The following is a 22456-nucleotide window of genomic DNA, read 5'->3' on the forward strand; positions in this document are numbered from 1 at the left end:
TCGCGCCACGTTGTCATGCCCGATGCTCGGGCAACCGCACAATCGTATCCGACGAAGCCCCTTCACGCCAAACTTGAACTGCAAGTGGCGTGTGTAGTGCAAGGCTTGTGGGTGTGCCGTGTCACCATTGTGCAGTACAAATGGAGCTGGGCAGTTGAAACTGGGCTGAGCAGGAACGATTGTGCTGCGCAGGGGAAACACTGCTCTGGACTAGAGGCAGCGTGGAGACGGATCTGATCCGCGCTGCGAAACCACGACGGAGGGCGAACGCGTGAGCGATACCGCGAACCTGCGGCGCTGGCTGGAATCGGGTGCGAAGTCCGTCAAGGGCGCGCGCACCAAGCTCGACGCGATCAACGTCTTCCCGGTGCCGGACTCCGACACCGGCACCAACATGTACCTCACCTTGCAGGAGGGCAACAGGGCCATCTCCAAGCTGCCCAAGGGCGCCTCTCACCGCGAGGTAGTCGCGGCATTCGTGCGCGGCGCGCTCATGGGAGCCCGCGGCAACTCGGGCGTGATTGTGAGCCAGTACCTCAGCGCGTTCCTGACCTCGATCGACGACCGAGGCGGGCTGGACAAGGTGGGACCCGCCGGCATCGCCGAGGCGTTGGAGATTGCGTCCGACGCCGCCTACGGCGCGGTGGTCGACCCCGTCGAGGGCACCATCCTGTCCGTGGCGCGCGCCGCGGCCAAGGGGGCCTCGGACACACTCTCCCCATCCGCCGACCGCTCGACCGTGATCGTGGCGGCGGTGTTGTCCGCCCGCACCGCGCTCGCTCGCACCAACAAGGACCTTCCCAGTGCCGAAGCGGCAGGCGTTGTCGACGCGGGAGCCGCGGGATTGGTCCTGCAGCTCGAGGCGCTGGCCGAGAACATCGCGGGGCCGGACGCCCTCAGCTCGCTCGACGAGGTTGACTGGGAGATCGGCAGCGGACGCTCGCGCGTAGGCAAGGATGAGCTGTCCTCGGTGGGTCCGCACGGCGGAGCCTACGAAGTGATGTTTGTCGTCGCGCACGACAAGGACGCTGGTGTCTCGTTGCGCGAGGATCTCGTGCGCATCGGGGATTCCGTCGCGCTGACTGGCTTGCACGGCCTATGGCAGGCCCACGTCCACACGGATACCCCGCACCTCGCGGTCGAGGTGGCCCAGGCCCACTCGGCACGGCAGATGCTGGTCCGCAACGTCGCGCTCAGCCACATCGCGGACCGCGCCTCCACCGGAATTGTGGCGCTGACGAGATGCCCGGGGCTCGCGGAGCCGCTGGCCGACGCCGGCGCCGTGGTGCTGGTGGTGCCAGATCCGCAAGCGCTCAAGCCCCGCGCGCTGCGTCGCGCAGTCAAAGACGCATCCGGCCGCGCCGCCGTCGTCGTCGCGGGACACCCGGCGCTGCGCGCAGCGGCGTTGGAGCTCGCGGACAAGCGTCGTAAGCCCGAACTCACCGTGCTCGACTGCGCCCACGAGGCGCAGGTGGTGGCTGCAGTTGCGGCAAGCGCACTCGCGACGCCGGGTCAGGACCTCGCCGAGCAGATGGCGGAGGCGGCGGCCGCCACGGTCGTGGGGTCGAGTTCCGGCGACGCCCTTGACCACGACGTGGACCTGCTGCTGAGCCGCTCAACCGAGGTCGTCACCCTGGTGCTAGCGGACGGGGTGAATCCCTCAGTGGCGGACGCGGTGCGGATTTCCGCGCGAGCGAGCGCGCCGTTCGCTGACGTCAACGTCTACCGTGGGGGCCACCTCGAGCCTGCTGTGCTGATCGGCGTCGAGGATATGCCCTCGTAGCGAGGGTGTCGCTCGAATGGGAAGGGCTGCGTGGTGACCGACTTTGAGTCCGCGGCGCGTCAGCGAGAACCGCTCGCGAAGGTGCTCGGCGCGCGCACGGCGAAACAACTGGCGAAGCTGGACCTGGTCACAGTAGAGGACCTCCTCCGGCACTACCCGCGTCGCTACGGTGATCCCGGCCAGCTGACTGACATCTCGCAGCTCGCGGTGGGCGAGCACGTCACCGTGATGGCTCAGGTCCGGTCTGCGACCATCCGCACCATGCACTCGCGCGGGGGAGCGATGCTCGAGGCGATCGTCACGGATGGCACCCACACGCTCCAGCTCACCTTCTTTGCCAAGCGCGCGGGCGTGCTGCGCATGCACGAGGACAAGCTGAGGGCCGGTCGCACCGGGTTGTTCACCGGCACCGTTGGTGAATACCGAGGCCGACGCCAGCTGACTCACCCGGACTACCTGATCGTCGGCGTTGACGCCGCAGACGAGGACGAGGCGGTGCTCGAGGCGTCGCGGCCCATCCCGTTTTACCCGGCCGCCGCGAGCGTGCCCACCTGGCGCATCGGCCGCGCGGTCAGGACGGTATTGGACCCGCTGCCGGACGACTACTTCGACGACCCAGTGCCGGCCCACCTGCTGGCACGGCACGGGCATCCCGCCCTGATTCAGAGCCTGCGCGACGTGCACATCCCGGACGATCAGGCAGCACTCAAGCGCGGGCGCGCCCGTTTCGTCTACGAGGAGGCGCTGATCCTGCAGGCTGCCCTCGCGCGCCGGAGGGCCGCGAACGACTCGCTCACGTCGGTGGCGCGCCCGCGCCGCTCAGACGCGATGGCGGCCGCATTCGACGCGCGCCTACCCTTCCCGCTTACACAGGGCCAAAGGGACGTGGGGGAACAGATCGCGCTTGACCTCGAGCGCGACACCCCGATGATGCGGCTCCTGCAGGGAGACGTTGGCGCGGGCAAGACCGTGGTGGCCCTGCGCGCGATGCTGCAGGTGGTCGACGCCGGGGGGCAGGCGGCCCTGCTGGCCCCCACGGAGGTGCTCGCCGCGCAACACCTGGTCACTCTGCGGGCCCTGATGGGGCCGCTCGCCGAGGCGGGGATGCTCACGGGCACCGAGGGCGCGACCCGGGTGACGCTGCTGACGGGTTCCCAGGGGTCGAAGGCGCGGCGCGCGGCGCTCGCCGAGGCGGCCTCCGGCGGGGCAGGAATCGTGGTGGGTACGCACGCGCTGCTGAACGAGACCGTGCAGTTCGCTGACTTGGGGCTCGTCGTGGTCGACGAGCAGCACCGCTTTGGCGTCGAGCAGCGCGATGAATTGCGCGCGCGCGGCGATCGACCACCTCACACGCTCGTGATGACCGCCACCCCCATTCCCCGAACCGTGGCGATGACCGTCTTCGGCGACCTCGAGACGTCGGTGCTCGCTGAGAAGCCTGCGGGGCGCGCGGAGATCGCGACGCACGTGGTCGCCGCAGACAACGCCGCGTGGCTGAACCGCGCGTGGGGCCGGATTCGCGAGGAGGTGGACGCGGGAAGGCGGGCCTACGTCGTGTGCGCTCGAATTGATGGCGACGAGGCCGCCGGTTCGGACCTTGCCGGCTCGGTCCTGGCAGACGCAGCGGCCGGGGAGTCGCCCGATTCCAGGGCCTCCGACGCCTCCGCCCAGCCCGGAAAACAGGTGAAGCCGGGCCCCGAAAAGGCTCCTCTCGCGTCGGTGACGGATACCGCGGCGATGCTCGGCGCCCGCCCGGAGCTAGTCGGCATCGGCATCGGCGTCATGCACGGGCGGCTATCTGCGGATGCGAAGGAATCCGCGATGGCCCGCTTCGCGTCCGGAGAGACTCCCGTCCTGGTGTCGACCACGGTGATTGAGGTGGGCGTGGACGTGCCTCAGGCGACCGTGATGGTGGTCCTGGACGCGGACAACTTTGGGATCTCGCAGTTGCATCAGCTGCGTGGCCGCGTGGGACGGGCGGGGCACTCCTCGCTGTGCCTGCTGGTGTCGCGCGCGGGGCCTGGGACTGTCGCGCACGAGCGACTCGAGGCTCTGGCGGCGACCACCGACGGGTTCGAGCTCGCGGAGAAGGACTTGGAGTTGCGCCGCGAGGGGGACGTGCTCGGCGCCGCCCAGTCCGGCGGACGTAATTCGCTGCGCCTGCTCCGCGTGGTGCGCGACGCGGCGATCATCGACCAAGCCAGAGTTGACGCCCGTGAGCTCGTCGCGGCGGATCCGGAGTTTGTTCAAAGCCCAGCGCTGGCGCGCGCAATCGCGCAGTGGCTCGAGCCCGAGCGGGAGGACTACCTTGAGAGATCCTGACCAGGGCTCAAGTCCCCCTAGGCTTGCCTCATGACGCGAATCATCGCTGGCACCCTGGGCGGCCGCCGCATCGCCGTGCCAGCCAAGGGCACACGCCCCACCACCGACCGCGTGCGTGAGGCCGTGTTTAGCCGCCTCGACCACTCGAACGTCTTGAGAGGCGCACATGTCCTCGACCTGTTCGCCGGCTCCGGAGGACTAGGGCTGGAGGCCCTGAGCCGGGGCGCCGCGGAGGCCACCTTCGTCGAGGCCAACGGCGCCGCGGCGCGAGTGCTCCAGACCAATATCCGTGACCTCGGGGTTGGGCCCCGCGCGACGCTAGTGCGCGAGCGGGTGCAGCCCTACCTGAACCGAGGCGGGCCGACCATCAAGGTGGACCTCGTCTTCGCTGACCCGCCGTACGACATCTCGCCGGGGGACCTGGCGCAGGTCTTGAACTCCCTCGAGCCCGCCCTCGCATCGGGCGCCGTGGTGGTGGTCGAATGGTCCGCTCACGCGCCGCTGCCCAACTGGCCAGACTTCCTCGTGGCGGTCGCGCGCAAGGAGTACGGCGACACGGTGCTGCATTACGCCGACTACCAGCCGAGCGCGGCCCGCGGCGACGCAGACTAGCGCGTGGGGTAGCGTCGAGCCATGACCATCGCTGTCTTTCCTGGCACCTTCGACCCCATCACCGTGGGCCACATCGACATCGCCGTGCGCGCGCGCAAGTTGTTCGACGAGGTGATCCTGGGCGTCGCGCATAACTCGTCGAAGTCGCCGCTCTTGGACGCGCAGGCGCGCGTCGACGTCGCGGCCGCCGCCGTGGCGCCCCTGGAAGGGGTGCGCGTCGAGCTCATAGAGGGCTTGCTCGCGGACTTCTGTGACCGCGAGGGCGCGGACGTAATCGTGAAGGGCCTACGAGGCGGCGCTGACTACGACGCGGAGCTGCCGATGGCGCTCATGAATCGATCGCTGACGGGCATCGAGAGCATCTTCATCGTGGGAGATAGCGCGCTCAGCCACGTGGCGTCCTCGTTGGTGAGGGACGTCGCCAAGCATGGAGGGGACATCTCCGCTTATGTTCCGCGAGGCGTCGCCACCGCGGTATCCGACGCGCTGAGCCGCCGGGGTTGAGTTAATCCCCCTACATCGCGTAATGTAGGGCGCTGGCCCTGCCTACTGCGGCGGGCCAAGGTCCACGAGGGCTAAGGATATTGGGAGGCGTGTGTGTCACACTCGCACCGACCTGCCACCTCGCCGTTGACATTCTCCATGCGAGACATGTCGCGGCGGCCAGGTGCGCAGCGTACAGAGACTCTCAAGTTCCCGGCCCCCGTGGTGCTTGGCACCGACGTGATTGGTGTGCCGAAGGACGCTGACGTGGAGCTCGAGTTGAGTTTCGCGTCGATGTCCGACGGCATTTGGGTGTCCGGAACCGTCAAGGCGCAAGCCGTGGGGGAGTGCGGACGATGCTTGGATACGGTGCGGATAGACGTCGACACCGCGGTCCAGGGATTGTTCATGTTCCCCGATGCGGACAGCGAGGCGGAAGAAGGAGAGACGGAGGACGTCCACGAGTTTGATGGCGACATCATCGAACTCGAGGAGGTCGTGCGGGACGCGGTGGCTACTAGCTTGCCGTACACCCCGCTATGCTCTTCTGGTTGCCCGGGGTTATGCGACCAATGCGGCGCACGGCTCGCGGACGATCCGGGCCATGAGCACGAGGTGATCGACCCCCGGTGGTCGGCCCTGCAGAATTTGCAAGACAACTAGGGTCTTACCAGTACTGGTCTGATCGAAACACTGGGATTCTTCCCTAAAGAGAGTGAGCAAATCGTGGCAGTTCCGAAGCGCAAGATGTCGCGCAGCAATACCCGTTCGCGCCGTTCGCAGTGGAAGACCACTCCTTCGAACACCGCAACGTGCCCCTCGTGCAAGGCCCTCAAGCTGACGCACGTCGCATGCCCCTCGTGTGGCGCCTACAACGGCCGCCAGTACGCCGAGGCGCTGCGCACCGAGCACGAAGTATAAGGTTCGCGCCGTGAGGCGCGAGGTGAGTCGATGAGTATCCCAGGGCAGGCCGCGGCTGACGCGCTGGTGAAGCGGTTGGGTGTATCAATAGACCCCGATTTGCTCGTCTTGGCCTTGACGCACCGTTCCTTTGCTTACGAGGCGGGCGGCTTGCCCACCAACGAGCGCCTGGAGTTTCTGGGCGACTCGGTGCTGGGCATAGTCGTCACCGACAAGCTGTACCGCTCCCACCCCGATCTTCCCGAGGGCGACCTCGCGAAGATGCGGGCGGCGAGCGTGTCGCAGAAGGCGCTATCCGTGGTCGCCCGCGAGGTCGGCCTGGGTCCGTGCATCTTGCTCGGCAAGGGCGAGCGGGCCACGGGCGGTGCAGACAAGGACTCGATCCTCTGCGACGGTCTCGAGGCGATCTTCGGCGCCATCTACCTGTCGCACGGGATAGAGGTCGCCACCGACGCGATCCTGCGGATGGTCGGGCCGACGCTCGACGCCGCGGCGAATTCCGGCGTGGCACTCGACTGGAAGACCTCCCTGCAGGAGGCCTGCGCAGAGCGCGCTCTCGGCAGCCCCGTCTACGAGGTTGTAGGTAGCGGGCCCGACCACCTGCGTCATTTTGTCGCGACCGTGCTGATCGCCGGCGTCGCCCGCGGCACCGGTAAAGGGTCAGCGAAGAAGCACGCCGAGCAGGACGGTGCGGCTGCCGCCTATGCGTCCCTGATCGCGGACGACGCGCCGGCAATGGACAATGCGTCGCACGACGCCGCGGCGCCCGGCGTCACGCCGCCTGCCGAGTAGCCTCACCGCCGTACGATGCCCGAACTGCCCGAGGTCGAGACGGTAAGAGCCGGTCTCGAGTCCCTCACAGCGGGCGCGGTGATCGTCGACGTCGACGTGCGACGCGATTCCTGTGTACGCCTTGTTTCCGGTGGGCCGGAGGAGTTTCGCGCGAGCGTTGTCGGCCAGCGCATCGACGAGGTAGCCCGTCGCGGCAAGTACATGTGGATGGCCCTGGTTCCCTCGGACGATGCGGCGCGGCCCAGTTCACAGGCTCCGCGAGAGTCGCTGTCGATTCACCTCGGCATGTCCGGGCAGTTCCGCGTCCACGAGGGGCCGTGGGCAGAGGCGCCCGAGCCGCATCCGCACTGCAGGGCAAGGCTGTCGCTCGCGACGGACGATGGCGCCCAATACACTGCGGATTTCCTCGACCAGCGCACTTTCGGGTACCTCCACTGCGAGGCAATGGTGGAGATTGACGACGGTGAGCCGGCCGGGGCGGGAACCCGTTGGTCGGTGTTGCCAGCGTCGGTCGCCCACATAGGCCGCGACGCGCTGGACCCGCACCTGGACCAGGGGCAGGCTGTCGCCTCGTGGCGACGGGGCTCGCGCGGCATCAAACAGGTACTGCTGGACCAGACCCTGGTGAGCGGCATCGGCAACATCTACGCCGACGAGGCGCTGTGGGCCGCGCGAGTGCACCCGGAGCGCCCCGCCCACGCGGTCACCAGGCCCCGTGCGCTGGAACTACTGGAGGCGGCCCAACGTGTGATGGCGAGCGCGTTGGAGCAGGGTGGCACTAGCTTCGACGCGCTGTACGTGAACGTGAATGGTGAGTCAGGGTACTTCTCGCGTTCACTCGAGGCCTACGGGCGCGAGGGCGAGCCATGCCGGCGCTGCGGTACTCCGCTGAGGCGCGCGGCCATCGGCGGGCGGTCTACCCACTGGTGCGCGCGGTGCCAGCGAGAATGGCGCCGGACCCAGGCGCGGTAGCATCGAGCCATGTCTGACATCACTGTGATGGTCCTCGATGACCACGAAGTAGTACGCCGCGGCATTTGCGACATCCTGGACCGCGCGGAGGGAATCCAAGTGGTCGCGGAGGCGGCTACCGTCGCACAGGCCATCAGGCGTGCCGACGCGGTCCGCCCACAGGTCATCATGTCCGATCTGCGCCTGCCGGACGGTACCGGACTGGACGTGGTCGCCCACGTCCGCGAGTCGCTCCCGGACACTCACGTCGTGGTGCTCACCAGCTACGACGACGACGGGGCCAAGGCCGCGGTGCGGGCCGCAGGCGCTGACATCTTTCTTGCCAAGACCGCCACCTCCGCGCAGATGCTTCAGGCCGTCCGAGACGCGGCATCGGGGCGCGAACACGGGCAGCACATCTCCGTCCACGAGGACGACGAGATCGCGTCGCTGACTCCCATGGAGCGCCGCGTCTTGGAGCAGGTGGGGGAGGGGCTGTCCAACCGCGAGATCGCGGAAGCCCTCGGCATCGCGGAGAAGACGGTAAAGAATCACGTGACCGCGGTGCTCTCAAAAATGGGTCTCCAGCGACGCACCCAGGTGGTCGCGTGGGCGACGGCCAAGCGCTCCGGTTCGTTCCGCGCCTAGCCGGCCCGAGCCCGTCATAGCCGGCCCTAGCGGGCTCTTACCAGGTACTTAACGCCGTTCTGGCTTGGCTCCGGCGCGCCTCGCCGCAACCGCGATATTCGCATATCGGACATAATTTGTTGTGACTGTAGACAACAAACAAGACATCGTTGTCGGCGTTTATTTGTTGCGGCGAGGCACTTATAACGATTTGGCAATTGTGTTGTCACGAAACAAATCGAGTGCGTAAGGTCACCGATAACGACTTGCCACAGTGATGTGTCGAGCCGTAACCAACGCAGTCAAAACAGGCGCCGCAACGATGCGGGGCCCGAGAGGATCACTTCCTTGTACAACTACGTACGCCGTCAAAGTCCTCGTGTCACAGCCGCGGTGTTGAGCGCCATGCTTGCGCTCCCGCTTACGGCTCTAGGCACTTCACCAGCGCAGGCGAGCACAGTCCCTGCCTCTAACCTCGAGGGCGCCGTAGTGCCCCTCGCTGTCGAACCCGTGGAACCCGAGTTCAAGGCATTGGTCTTCTCCAAGACCGCCGGCTACCGGCACGGATCCATCCCCACCGCAGTAGCCGCCATCGAGCAGATGGGAGTGGACGAGGGCTTCGAGGTCGACGCCACCGAGGACGCCGAGGCGTTCACCGCGGCGAACCTCGAACAGTACGACGTCGTCGTGTGGGTCTCCACCACGGGCGACGTTTTGAACGCTAACCAGCAGGCGGCCTTCGAGTCCTACATTCAGGCCGGCGGCGGTTACGCAGGAGTTCACGCGGCTTCCGACACCGAGTACGACTGGGAATGGTACGGCGATCTCGTGGGCGCGTTCTTCCAGGGCCACCCTGCGCAGCAGAACGCTGACGTGATCGTGGAGGACTTCGCGCACCCGTCGACCGAGCACCTCGACGAGGTATGGCCGCGTTTTGACGAGTGGTACAGCTTCCGCGACAACCCGCGCAGCGACGTCCACGTGCTGATGTCACTCGACGACGACTCATACAACGGCGGGACCATGGGGGATGACCACCCCATCGCGTGGTGCCAGAACTACGACGGAGGTCGCTCCTGGTACACCGGAGGCGGACACACCAACGAGTCGTTCGCGGACGCCAAGTTCTCCGAACACCTGTTGCAGGGCATCCGTACCGCAGCCGGCGCGGAGAAGGCCGGTTGCAATGTCAGCCAGAGCGAGAGCTACGAGCTCGTCACGCTGGACGGCGAGACCAAAAACCCCATGTCGATGAACATCGCGGAAGACGGCACGGTCTTCTTCCTTGAGCGCCAGGGCACGGTGCGCCGCATCGATGCTGATACCCAGCAAACGTCTGATGCTCTTGCTCTTGAGGTGAACCTTAGCGGCGAGGACGGCCTGATCGGCATGGTCCTCGATCCGGGCTTCGCTACCAATAACTGGGCGTACATCTACTACTCGCCCAAGACTGTCACTCCGGCGGATGGTCCCCACAACCGCATCTCGCGCTTCACGTATGACCCCGCAATCGGGACCTTCGACAAGGCGTCGGAAGTGGCGGTCCTCAAGGTCACTACTCAGCGTGACGAGTGCTGCCACGCGGGTGGCGACATGGTGTTCGACCTCGACGGCAACCTGATTCTTGCCACGGGCGACAACACCAACCCCTTCTCCTCCAACGGCTACTCGCCGATCGATGAGCAGGCCGGTCGCTCCTCCTGGGACGCGCAGCGCACCTCGGGCAACACCAATGACCTGCGTGGAAAGATCATCCGAATCACCCCGCAGACCGACGGTTCGTACACGATCCCCGAGGGCAACCTGTTCGATGAGGAAGCTGACGCGACTAACAAGACGCGGCCCGAGGTTTACGCCATGGGCTTCCGTAACCCGTTCCGCATTGGACTGGACCCGTACACCGGTAGCGTGCTCGTGGCAGATTATGGTCCCGACGCCGGTAGCCGCAACGCAAACCGCGGCCCGGCAGCTACCACCGAGTGGAATATCGTGTCGGAGCCTGGCAACTACGGCTGGCCCTTCTGCACGGGTATTACCTGCTACAACGACTACAACTTCGCTAACGGTCAGTCGGGTGCGGTGTTCAATGCCGCGGCGATCACCAACGACAGCCCGAACAACACGGGTTTGACCACACTGCCCCCCGTGATCACCCCCGAGTACTACGGCGAGAAGAACCGCAACGACAACCCGTGGCCTCAGGTGGGCAACGGTTCTGGTTACACCGGCGCGCCCATGGGCGGTCCTGTGTACGAGTACGACGAGGGCCTAGACGTCGACACCAAGTTCCCGGAGTACTGGGACGGCAAGGCGTTCTTCGGCGATTGGAACACCGGCGAGGCATTCTCGATCCAGATGAACCGCGAAGGCGCGGAGCCAGGAACCGAAATGCTCAAGATGGTTCCGATGCTTCCTGACCTGATCGGCGATGAGTCCGGCTTCAACCGGGTCATGGACGCTGAGTGGGGCCCGGACGGATCGCTCTACGTGATCGACTGGGGCTCCGGCTTCGGCGGCAACAACGCCAACTCCGGTGTCTACCGCATCGACTACGTCGAGGGAAACCCCTCGCCCGTTGCTCGCGCATCCGCTGACGTCACGCACACCGCGGACACGTCACTCGAGGTGAACTTCTCCTCGGAGGGCACGCGTCACCCCGCAGCTCTTCCGCTCAGCTATGAGTGGGACTTCGGCGACGGATCGGCTACGTCCAGCGATCCGAACCCCACGCACACCTACAACGGCGTGGGCGATTACAACGCGCAGTTGACGGTCACGGACCCCGATGACCGGAGCGCCATCGCAACGGTCTACCTGGTGGTTGGTAACGAGCTGCCCACGGTGAGCATTGTCTTCCCCGAACAGGGTGGATTCTTCTCCTGGGGAGACGAGGTCGCCTACAAGGTGATTGTTGAGGACCCCGACGGCGGAACGATTGACTGCTCCAACGTGGAGGTCGGGGCAGCGCTTGGCCATGACTCTCACCAGCACCCAATGCAAACTATGACCGGGTGCGAGGGCAGCATCGCTACTCAGCGTGACAGCGGACACGGTCTCACGGCCAATATCTTCTGGGTTGTTGACGTGGCATACACCGACGATGGTGGAGCTGCCGGCGTGCCCCTCACTGCCAACGCGACGAATGTACTCAACTCTAAGCACTTCGAGGCTGAGTACTTCGACGAGACTGGTGGAGCGAAGGACGGCGTGCGGACCGAGACCACTGGCGACGAAGGCGGCGGACTCAACTTGTCCTACGTCGGCGCCGGCGACTGGTGGTCTTACGAGCCCGTCAACTTCAAGGGCATCACCGGTATCGAGATGCGTGGAGCGTCGCCGAACAAGCCGGGCACCATCACGATGCGTTGGAACGCGCCCGATGGTGACATTCTGGGTACCTTCAACTACACCAACACCGGAGGATGGCAGGCCTATCAGGACTTCGGTACTGAGCTGACCGACCTTCCGACTGAAACCGGAACGCTCTACTTCGTCAACTCTGTCGGCGAGGTGAACATCAACTACTTCGAGTGGCTCGGAACTGGCGTTGACGCCAATCAGCTGCCGGTCATCGATCTTGATGTGCCGGTAGTAACGGGTGACGCTCCGTTGACGGTGGATGCCACCGCGACGGCGACCGACCCCGAAGGTACCGACGTCACGCTGACGTGGAACCAGGGCACTGGTGCAGGATTCGTTGCAGGAGATGCCACCGAGCAGTTCCTCTACGACACCCCCGGCCAGTACCTACTCAAGGTGCGTGCCACCGACGAGGAGGGCGCTTACGGCGAGGAAGAGGTCACGATCAACGTGACTCAGGTCGACGGAAACACGGGCACTCAGATGTGCTTCAGTGGCCGCTCGGACGACTTCCTTGGCGATACGCTCGACACTGATCGCTGGGACGGCATTGTTCGCGCCAACCAAGATGCTCGCATCGAGGACGGCGACCTGATCATTCCGGCAGCTCGGACCGATCTCTATCAGGGCACGAATACTGCTGGAAACCTCGTGCTGCAGGATCTTCCTGACGGTGCATGGACCGCTACCGCGAAGGTGACGTTCCCTGCCCGGGATCGTTACCAGCAGGCGGGTCTCGTGATCTATGGAGACGACGACAACTACGCCAAGATGGTGCTTTCGGCACGTTCGACGAACAATGCTGCTAACCGGATCTTCCAGTTTGTTAGGGAAGAGAATGGATCAGCTAACGAGGTCACGGCGTCCAACACCGCGAACCTCGGAACGGAGTTCCCGGACACGTACTACGTCCGCTACACCAGCGATGGCACCGACCTCAACGCGTGGTACTCCGCTGACGGCGTGGACTTCACGATGATGCCGCAGACCAAGCAGCTTGCTGGGATGGAAAACCCCCGTATCGGCGTGGCTGCTTGGGCCAACTCAGCAGCTCCCGCCACCCTGGTGGAAGCTGAGTTCGATTGGTTCCACATCACTCCTGACGACACCGCATCCGCGGTGGGTGGCCCGGATGACGAGTTCGACGGCTCTGCCCTCAACAAGTGCATCTGGACCGTCGTCAACGAGGACACCGACGGCTACCGAGTGGCTGATGGTGAACTACAGATCGACACCACCCCGTTCGACATCTATGCAGGGCTAGCGGGCGACGTTACCAACTTCGTCGTCCAGGACGTCGAAGGTGACGAGTGGGTAGTCGAGACCAAGGTCGACGCCTCAAGCCTCGACCGTCGTTTCCAGCAGGGTGGACTGATTGTCCGTGCAGATGACGACAACTACCTGAAGTTGGACATCCTGTCCACCAACAATGCGGGTACCGCACTCAAGCGCAACATCGAGATGCGCAGCGAAATTGGCGGTGCGGTGCAACAGCCGCAGCCCAACGCCACTGCGCCTGACAATGGAATCGTGTGGCTTCGCCTCGAGCGCAGCGGCGATGACTTCACCGGCTACTACAGCGTCGACGGTGAAACGTGGGCGCAGGTAGGCACTGCGGCAATGACTAACGCAGCCGCAGCTGCTGGAGAAGTTGGACTGTACGCCCTGGGCAACCCCGCACAGGGATCCCAGGTCAACACCGCGCACTTCGATTACTTCCGGGTGATTGAGGACGTCGTGGTGGAGCCTCTCGAGGTCTCCGCGACGGTGAGCCCCGAGAGCGCTTCGGGTGCGAACGGTTGGTACAACGGTGACGTCACGGTGGAGATTGATGTCACCGGTGGTGGCGAGAGCAGTGTCTACCGTGAGTTCCTGTTCGACGGTGAGCACGTGTGGGCGGAGTACACCTCGCCCATCGTGGTGAGCGACGACGGTGAGCACACCATCTACTTCAAGGCCTCGAGCCCTGAGGTGGACGAGGTTGAGGGTCAGGTGTCGTTCAAGATTGACGCCACCAAGCCTTCAGTGACCGGTGCTGTTGCTGACCTGGAAGCTGATCCTCGTGTCTTTGAGGTGACGGCGACCGATGCTGGCAGTGGTGTGGATCTGGTCGAGTACCGGATTGACGCTGGTGCATGGACTGAGTACACCGAGGGCGTCGTTCTCACGGACGATGCTCAGACGGTTGAGTTCAGGGCCACCGACGCGGCGGGCAACATCTCCGCTGCTGGTAGCACTGACGTTCCTGAAGTTGAGGAAGAGGTCTCGGCCCCCGCGCTGAGTGCCTTGTCTCCGACCTCGGGTACGACTGCTGGTGGGACGACGGTGACCCTGACGGGCACTGACTTCACCGGTGCGACCTCGGTCAAGTTCGGTACCGCTTCGGGAACGAGCTTGGCTGTTGTTTCCGATACCAAGATCACGGTGAAGACTCCGGCCCACGCGGCCGGCACGGTCAACGTGGTGGTCACGACTGCAGCCGGTTCCTCTTCGGCTAAGTCATTCACCTTCGTGTCTCCGACGGTGCCGACGACGTTCATTGACGTCAACGCTTCGACGAAGTTCTTCAAGGAGATCTCCTGGCTGGCAAGCACGGGCGTTTCGACGGGCTTTGCTACTGAGGCGGGTAAGGAATACCGTCCTCTGTCGGACGTGAACCGCAACGCGATGGTGGCGTTCATGTACCGCTACGCGGGTTCACCTGCGGTGACGTTGCCGTCGAAGTCTCCCTTCGCGGACATCACTCCGAGCACGCAGTTCTACAAGGAGATGGTGTGGGCTTCACAGGCAGGCATCTCGACCGGTTGGCTTGAAAAGAACGGAACTAAGACGTTCCGTCCGTACGAGCCGATCACGCGAGACGCAATGGCGGCGTTCCTTTACCGCTTCGCTGGTAAGCCTGCTCACACCAGCCCCTCGAGGTCTCCGTTCGTCGATATGACGACGAGCACCAAGTTCTACAAGGAGATCACGTGGTTGGCTGATACTCGAATCACGACTGGTTGGGGTGTGAGCGGCGCTAAGGAATACCGTCCTTTGAGCCTTACCAACCGTGACGCGATGGCTGCGTTCTTGTACCGGTACGACCGACTAGCTGACTAGTCGATAAGCACTACAGTCAAGGGGCCTCGACATCATCCAAGATGTCGGGGCCCCTTGAACTGCGCTGGCAGACAGCACTAAAGCTCCCCTTAAGAAAGAGAAAGGCAGCACGATGACAAGCTCACTAGGAACCTCTGACCGCCCGGACGCACGACGGGCACGAGTGGTTGTCGCCGCGATGATGGTCGCGTTGATCGCACTGGCTAGTGGGCTGATGTCGGCCACCAGCGCAGCGGCGCATGGCGGGCCCTTCGAGCTGCACGTTTCCAGTGACGCGGCGGGCGGCATCGCCCTCTACGCGACCTACCTTGAAGACGGCCATATCGTGACCGAGGTGATGGACCCGGTCGCGATGGCGATGTCTGCCGAAGGAGAAATGGTCGGCCCCATCGCGCTGATCTCCTCAGCCGAGGGAGAAGGCCGCTGGGTCTCCGAAGAGCCCTTCCTGGACAACGGCGACTGGACCGTCGACGTCACCACCACCGAGCCCGGCGAGGCCGCCGCGACCATCGAGTTCACGGTTGAGCCCCTCGAGGCGCCTATCGAGCCGCAACCCATCGAAGCCTCTACCGACGCCTCTGCGACCCCCGCGGCAGACGCCGACGGGCAGGACCAGAACGGTTCCACCGGGATGTCCACACTAGCCATCGCGGCACTCATCGCCGGCGCGGCACTCATCATCGCAGCACTCGTAATCTTCCTCCGAAAGCGCGCAACACCGACCAGCTAACCAACGGGGTCCAGACGCCCCGGTCAGGAAACCTCGATCGCCACCGTGCGCTCGTCTACAGAGCGCGGTAGGTCTGATAGAAGCCATCAGGAGTGCGCGCGCGAGACTCGGCCCCTGGCTGGCCTCAAGCAGGTCAGGAAGTGGCCCCTCCTTAGGGGAGGGCTGTTTCGCGCCGTAGAAGACGCGGCGCGGGCGGCTGCCCGCGCGAGGCCCACCACACCTGCGGGGGTCCAGGGTGCCTTCAATTGCCTCATTCGCACGTCGGCCGGATGTGCTACTTCCCCGTGCCTTGAGAAATCGTCGACGCTTGGGGCCGGGGGCATTTTTAGGCCCGACTGGATTGTCCTTTGCGGAGCTCGCTTTCGCAACGATTCGACTTTATGTCGACCTCCTACAGCTTTTCTTTGCATATGCGCGCCTTACACAAGACGTCGCGCATCTTTACGTTGACAGAAATCATAAGTGTAGTTATGGTCGCCGTTAACGACTTGGCACAGTGATGTGTCGAGCCGTAACCAACGCAGTCAAAACAGGCGCCGCAACGATGCGGGGCCCGAGAGGATCACTTCCTTGTACAACTACGTACGCCGTCAAAGTCCTCGTGTCACAGCCGCCGTGTTGAGCGCCATGCTTGCGCTTCCACTCACGGCCCTTGGCACTTCACCAGCGCAGGCGAGCACCGTCCCTGCCTCTAACCTCGAGGGCGCCGTAGTGCCCCTCGCTGTCGAACCCGTGGAACCCGAGTTCAAGGCATTGGTCTTCTCCAAGACCGCCGGCTACCGGCACGGATCCATCCCCACCGCAGTCGCCACCATCGAGCAGATGGGAGTAGACGGAGGCTTCGAGGTCGACGCCACCGAGGACGCCGAGGCGTTCACCGAGGCGAACCTCGAGCAGTACGACGTCGTCGTGTGGGTCTCCACCACGGGCGACGTTTTGAACGCTAACCAGCAGGCGGCCTTCGAGTCCTACATTCAGGCCGGCGGCGGTTACGCAGGAGTTCACGCGGCTTCCGACACCGAGTACGACTGGGAATGGTACGGCGATCTCGTGGGCGCGTTCTTCCAGGGCCACCCTGCGCAGCAGAACGCTGACGTGATCGTGGAGGACTTCGCGCACCCGTCGACCGAGCACCTCGACGAGGTGTGGCCGCGTTTTGATGAGTGGTACAGCTTCCGCGACAACCCGCGCAGCGACGTCCACGTGCTGATGTCGCTCGACGACGACTCGTACAACGGCGGCACCATGGGCGACGACCACCCCATCGCGTGGTGCCAAAACTACGACGGAGGTCGCTCCTGGTACACCGGTGGCGGACACACTGAGGCGTCATTCACCGACGCTAACTTCGTTGAGCACCTGCGCCAGGGTATCCGCACTGCCGCCGGTGTTGAGGCGGCAGGTTGCAACGTCACGCAGAGCGACAGCTACGAGCTCGTCACCCTGGACGGGGATACCGGGAACCCGATGTCCCTCAACGTGGCCGAAGACGGCACGGTCTTCTTCCTTGAGCGCAAGGGTACGGTTCGCCGCATCGACGGCGACACCCAGCAGGGCTCGGACGCTCTCCAGTTGGACGTTGCTCTGGGCCAGGAGGACGGGCTCATCGGAATGGTGCTCGACCCCGACTTCGCGAACAACAACTGGGCGTACATCTACTACTCGCCCAAGACTCCCACCGCACAGGACGGGCCTCACAACCGGCTCTCGCGTTTCACGTACGACCCCGCAGCCGGAACGTTCGACGCTGCGTCGGAGATCGCGGTCCTGAAGGTCACGACTCAGCGCGATGAGTGCTGCCACGCTGGCGGCGACATGGTCTTTGACCTCGACGGCAACCTGATCCTCGCCACGGGCGACAACACCAACCCCTTCGCGTCGGGCGGCTATTCGCCGATCGACGAGCAGGCCGGACGCTCATCTTGGGACGCCCAGCGCACCTCGGGTAACACCAACGACCTGCGCGGAAAGATTATCCGCATCACCCCGCAGACCGATGGTTCCTACACGATCCCCGCAGGCAACCTGTTCGACGAGGCCGCTGATGCGACCGACAAGACGCGGCCCGAGGTTTACGCCATGGGCTTCCGTAACCCGTTCCGCATCGGACTTGACCCGTACACCGGTAGCGTCCTCGTGGCTGACTATGGCCCCGACGCTGGTAGCCGCAACGCAAACCGCGGCCCGGCAGCTACCACCGAGTGGAACATCGTGTCCGAGGCTGGCAACTACGGCTGGCCCTTCTGCACGGGTATCACCTGCTACAACGACTACAACTTCGCCAACGGTCAGTCAGGGGACAAGTACAATCCCAATGCCCTCGTGAATGACAGCCCGAACAATACGGGTCTGACCAACCTTCCGCCCATGATTGCGCCCGAGTACTACGGCGAGCGTGGACGCAACGACAACCCGTGGCCTCAGGTGGGCAACGGTTCCGGTTACACCGGCGCACCCATGAGCGGACCCGCGTACGAGTACGACGAGAGCCTAGACGTCGACACCAAGTTCCCCGAGTACTGGGACGGCAAGGCATTCTTTGGTGACTGGAACAACGGTGAGGCGTTCTCGATCCAGATGAACCGCGAAGGCGCGGAGCCCGGAACCGAGATCCTGAAGATGGTCCCGATGCTGCCTGACCTAATTGGCGACGAGTCCGGCTTCAACCGGGTCATGGACGCGGAGTGGGGCCCCGACGGCTCGCTCTACGTGATCGACTGGGGCTCCGGCTTCGGTGGTAACAACGCCGATTCCGGTGTCTACCGCATTGACTATGTCGAGGGCAGTCCATCGCCCGTGGCTCGCGCATCGGCTGACGTCACGCACACCGCTGACACGTCACTCGAGGTGAACTTCTCCTCGGAGGGCACGCGTCACCCCGCCGCACTCCCGCTCGACTACGAATGGGACTTCGGCGACGGTTCGGCTACGTCCAGCGACCTGAACCCCACGCACACCTACAATGGTGTGGGCGAATACACCGCTCAGCTGACGGTGACCGACCCCGATGAGCGCACTTCTATCGCGACAGTTAACTTGGTCGTTGGAAATGCGCTGCCCACAGTGAGCATCGTCTTCCCCGAACAGGGTGGATTCTTCTCCTGGGGTGACGAGGTCGCCTACAAGGTGATTGTGGATGACCCCGACGCGTCCGGAGCTATCGACTGTGCAAACGTGCAGGTGCTTCCGGCGCTGGGTCACGACTCGCACCAGCACCCCATGGGAGAGCTGAATGGTTGCGAGGGGAACATTCCCACGCAGCGTGACAGCGGACACGGCCTGACGGCCAACATCTTCTGGGTAGTGGACGTGCGCTACACGGATGACGGCGGCGCCGCAGACGTCCCGCTGACCGCATACGGCACCAACGTTCTCAACTCCAAGCACTTCGAGGCCGAGTACTTCGACGAGACTGGCGGAGACTCAGAGGGCGTGCGTACCGAAAGCACTGGCGACGCGGGCGGCGGACTGAACTTGTCCTTCGTCGGCGCCGGCGACTGGTGGTCCTACGAGCCCGTTAACTTCAAGGGCATCACCGGTATTGAGATGCGTGGAGCATCGCCAAACCAGCCTGGCACCATTTCGATGCGTTGGAATGCGCCGGACGGGCCCGAATTGGGAACATTCAACTACACGGGTACCGGCGGATGGCAGCAGTACCAGGACTTCGGTACTGAGCTGACCGACCTCCCGACCGAAACCGGCACGCTGTACTTCGTCAACGTGTCCGGCGGCGTCAACATCAACTACTTCGAGTGGACCGGGGTAGGTGTCGACAGCAACCAGCTGCCGATTATCGACCTGGACGTTCCAGTAGTGTCCGGAGACGCGCCGCTGACGGTGGATGCCACCGCGACGGCAACCGACCCCGAAGGTACCGATGTCACGCTGACGTGGAACCAGGGCACTGGTGCAGGATTCGTTGCAGGAGATGCCACCGAGCAGTTCGTGTACGACACTCCCGGCCAGTATCTGCTCAAGGTGCGTGCCACCGACGAGGAGGGCGCATACGGCGAGGAAGAGGTCACGATCAACGTGACTCAGGCCGGCGGGAACACGGGCACGCAGATGTGCTTCAGTGGCCGCTCGGACGACTTCACCGATGACAACCTCGACACCGAGCGCTGGGACGGCATCGTCCGCCCCACGCAGGACGCTCGCATCGAGGACGGCAAGCTGGTCATTCCCGCGGGGCTGACCGACATCTATGGAACGAGGAACCAGGACTCGGAGAACATCGTCTTGCAGGACCTTCCTGCAGGTGCCTTCACCGCGACGGCAAAGGTCACCTTCCCCGCCAGGGATAAGTTCCAGCAGGCTGGCATCGTGATCTATGGAGATGACGACAACTACGCCAAGATGATGTTGCAGGCGCGTAAGGTTGACTCCGCTGGTGACCGCATCTTCCAATTCCTCAGGGAAGAGGACGCTGCCCCGAACGAGGTAGCCGTGTTGTCGAACACCGCGCTCCTAGGCGCTGAATTCCCCGACACGTACTACGTTCGGTTCACCAGCAATGGGAGCGATCTCAATGCGTGGTACTCCGCTGACGGCGTGGACTTCACGATGATGCCGCAGACCAAGCAGCTCGCTGGGATCGACAACCCTCGTATTGGCCTGATGGCAGTGGGTAGCACCTCCGCGCCGGCGACGCTGGTGGAAGCTGAGTTCGATTGGTTCCACATCACTCCTGACGACACTGCAACCGCGAGTGGTCCGAACGATGAGTTCGACGGGACCGCTCTCGATGGATGCCGTTGGAGTGTGGTGAACGAGGATGCTGCGGCTTACCGTGTAGCTGACGGCGAGTTGCAGATCGATACCTCGCCTTATGACATCTATGCGGCGGCAGCGGGTGACGTTACCAACTTCGTCGTCCAGGACGTCGAGGGTGACGAGTGGGTAGTCGAGACAAAGATTGATGCGTCGGAGTTCGACCGTCGTTACCAGCAGGGCGGCCTGATCGTCCGTGCAGATGACGACAACTACGTGAAGTTGGATGTCATCTCGCTGAACGTAGCGGACGCCGCCCTCAACCGTAAGGTAGAGATTCGCAGCGAAATTGGCGGTGTGGTGCAACAGCCGCAACCCAACGTCGACGCAGTGACCAACGACATCGTCTGGCTTCGCCTCGAGCGCAGCGGCGATGACTTCACCGGCTACTACAGCGTCGACGGTGAAACGTGGGCGCAGGTAGGCGATGTCGCGATGACCAATGCCGCCGCAACTACTGGAAAGGTCGGTCTGTACGCCCTGGGCCACCCTGCACAGGCGACTGCCTCACACACCGCGTACTTCGATTACTTCCGGGTGATTGAGGACGTCGTGGTGGAGCCTCTCGAGGTCTCCGCGACGGTGAGCCCCGAGAGCGCTTCGGGTGCGAACGGTTGGTACAACGGTGACGTCACGGTGGAGATTGATGTCACCGGTGGTGGCGAGAGCAGTGTCTACCGTGAGTTCCTGTTCGACGGTGAGCACGTGTGGGCGGAGTACACCTCGCCCATCGTGGTGAGCGACGACGGTGAGCACACCATCTACTTCAAGGCCTCGAGCCCTGAGGTGGACGAGGTTGAGGGTCAGGTGTCGTTCAAGATTGACGCCACCAAGCCTTCAGTGACCGGTGCTGTTGCTGACCTGGAAGCTGATCCTCGTGTCTTTGAGGTGACGGCGACCGATGCTGGCAGTGGTGTGGATCTGGTCGAGTACCGGATTGACGCTGGTGCATGGACTGAGTACACCGAGGGCGTCGTTCTCACGGACGATGCTCAGACGGTTGAGTTCAGGGCCACCGACGCGGCGGGCAACATCTCCGCTGCTGGTAGCACTGACGTTCCTGAAGTTGAGGAAGAGGTCTCGGCCCCCGCGCTGAGTGCCTTGTCTCCGACCTCGGGTACGACTGCTGGTGGGACGACGGTGACCCTGACGGGCACTGACTTCACCGGTGCGACCTCGGTCAAGTTCGGTACCGCTTCGGGAACGAGCTTGGCTGTTGTTTCCGATACCAAGATCACGGTGAAGACTCCGGCCCACGCGGCCGGCACGGTCAACGTGGTGGTCACGACTGCAGCCGGTTCCTCTTCGGCTAAGTCATTCACCTTCGTGTCTCCGACGGTGCCGACGACGTTCATTGACGTCAACGCTTCGACGAAGTTCTTCAAGGAGATCTCCTGGCTGGCAAGCACGGGCGTTTCGACGGGCTTTGCTACTGAGGCGGGTAAGGAATACCGTCCTCTGTCGGACGTGAACCGCAACGCGATGGTGGCGTTCATGTACCGCTACGCGGGTTCACCTGCGGTGACGTTGCCGTCGAAGTCTCCCTTCGCGGACATCACTCCGAGCACGCAGTTCTACAAGGAGATGGTGTGGGCTTCACAGGCAGGCATCTCGACCGGTTGGCTTGAAAAGAACGGAACTAAGACGTTCCGTCCGTACGAGCCGATCACGCGAGACGCAATGGCGGCGTTCCTTTACCGCTTCGCTGGTAAGCCTGCTCACACCAGCCCCTCGAGGTCTCCGTTCGTCGATATGACGACGAGCACCAAGTTCTACAAGGAGATCACGTGGTTGGCTGATACTCGAATCACGACTGGTTGGGGTGTGAGCGGCGCTAAGGAATACCGTCCTTTGAGCCTTACCAACCGTGACGCGATGGCTGCGTTCTTGTACCGGTACGACCGACTAGCTGACTAGTCGATAAGCACTACAGTCAAGGGGCCTCGACATCATCCAAGATGTCGGGGCCCCTTGAACTGCGCTGGCAGACAGCACTAAAG

12 protein-coding genes are annotated in these 22456 nt (G+C 63.9%); all 12 read left to right on the forward strand.

Annotated features, from left to right (window positions below; all coding sequences use genetic code 11):
- The first annotated feature begins 271 nt into the window (after positions 1-271).
- The 12 genes from ACQU6B_RS04135 (at position 272) to ACQU6B_RS04190 (ending at position 22373) form a co-directional block, all read left to right on the forward strand.
- Positions 272-1783, forward strand: coding sequence for a DAK2 domain-containing protein (locus tag ACQU6B_RS04135; RefSeq protein ID WP_430868781.1), 1512 nt, complete (start codon positions 272-274; stop codon positions 1781-1783).
- A 33-nt stretch (positions 1784-1816) separates the two neighbouring features.
- Positions 1817-4105 (forward strand): ATP-dependent DNA helicase RecG, encoded by a 2289-nt coding sequence (locus ACQU6B_RS04140; protein ID WP_430868782.1) that lies wholly within the window; start codon positions 1817-1819, stop codon positions 4103-4105.
- 30 nt (positions 4106-4135) lie between these two features.
- Positions 4136-4717, forward strand: coding sequence for a 16S rRNA (guanine(966)-N(2))-methyltransferase RsmD (gene rsmD / locus ACQU6B_RS04145; RefSeq protein WP_430868783.1), 582 nt, complete (start codon positions 4136-4138; stop codon positions 4715-4717).
- Between the two features lie 21 nt (positions 4718-4738).
- Positions 4739-5221 carry a pantetheine-phosphate adenylyltransferase gene (gene coaD, locus ACQU6B_RS04150; RefSeq protein WP_430868784.1) on the forward strand — a complete coding sequence of 161 codons (483 nt, stop codon included), beginning with the start codon at positions 4739-4741 and terminating at the stop codon, positions 5219-5221.
- A 147-nt stretch (positions 5222-5368) separates the two neighbouring features.
- Positions 5369-5863 (forward strand): YceD family protein, encoded by a 495-nt coding sequence (locus ACQU6B_RS04155; protein WP_430868785.1) that lies wholly within the window; start codon positions 5369-5371, stop codon positions 5861-5863.
- A gap of 63 nt (positions 5864-5926) precedes the next feature.
- Positions 5927-6121: a 50S ribosomal protein L32 gene (gene rpmF / locus ACQU6B_RS04160; RefSeq protein ID WP_430868786.1), complete on the forward strand. Its 195-nt coding sequence runs from the start codon at positions 5927-5929 to the stop codon at positions 6119-6121.
- Positions 6122-6151: 30 nt separating this feature from the next.
- Complete coding sequence (gene rnc / locus ACQU6B_RS04165) at positions 6152-6913, forward strand: ribonuclease III (protein ID WP_430868787.1); 762 nt, start codon at positions 6152-6154, stop codon at positions 6911-6913.
- 15 nt (positions 6914-6928) lie between these two features.
- Positions 6929-7885: a bifunctional DNA-formamidopyrimidine glycosylase/DNA-(apurinic or apyrimidinic site) lyase gene (gene mutM, locus ACQU6B_RS04170; protein WP_430868788.1), complete on the forward strand. Its 957-nt coding sequence runs from the start codon at positions 6929-6931 to the stop codon at positions 7883-7885.
- Positions 7886-7894: 9 nt separating this feature from the next.
- Entirely contained in the window at positions 7895-8512 is a 618-nt protein-coding gene (locus tag ACQU6B_RS04175) for a response regulator (protein ID WP_430868789.1), read from the forward strand.
- Positions 8513-8980: 468 nt separating this feature from the next.
- Positions 8981-14953: a ThuA domain-containing protein gene (locus ACQU6B_RS04180; RefSeq protein ID WP_430868790.1), complete on the forward strand. Its 5973-nt coding sequence runs from the start codon at positions 8981-8983 to the stop codon at positions 14951-14953.
- A gap of 112 nt (positions 14954-15065) precedes the next feature.
- Positions 15066-15683, forward strand: a complete 618-nt coding sequence (locus ACQU6B_RS04185) for a hypothetical protein (protein ID WP_430868791.1) — start codon at positions 15066-15068, stop codon at positions 15681-15683.
- A 627-nt stretch (positions 15684-16310) separates the two neighbouring features.
- Entirely contained in the window at positions 16311-22373 is a 6063-nt protein-coding gene (locus ACQU6B_RS04190; RefSeq protein ID WP_430868792.1) for a ThuA domain-containing protein, read from the forward strand.
- The last annotated feature ends 83 nt before the right edge of the window (positions 22374-22456 follow it).

It is taken from the genome of Demequina aurantiaca, assembly GCF_050598105.1.
GTDB lineage: Bacteria > Actinomycetota > Actinomycetes > Actinomycetales > Demequinaceae > Demequina > Demequina aurantiaca_A.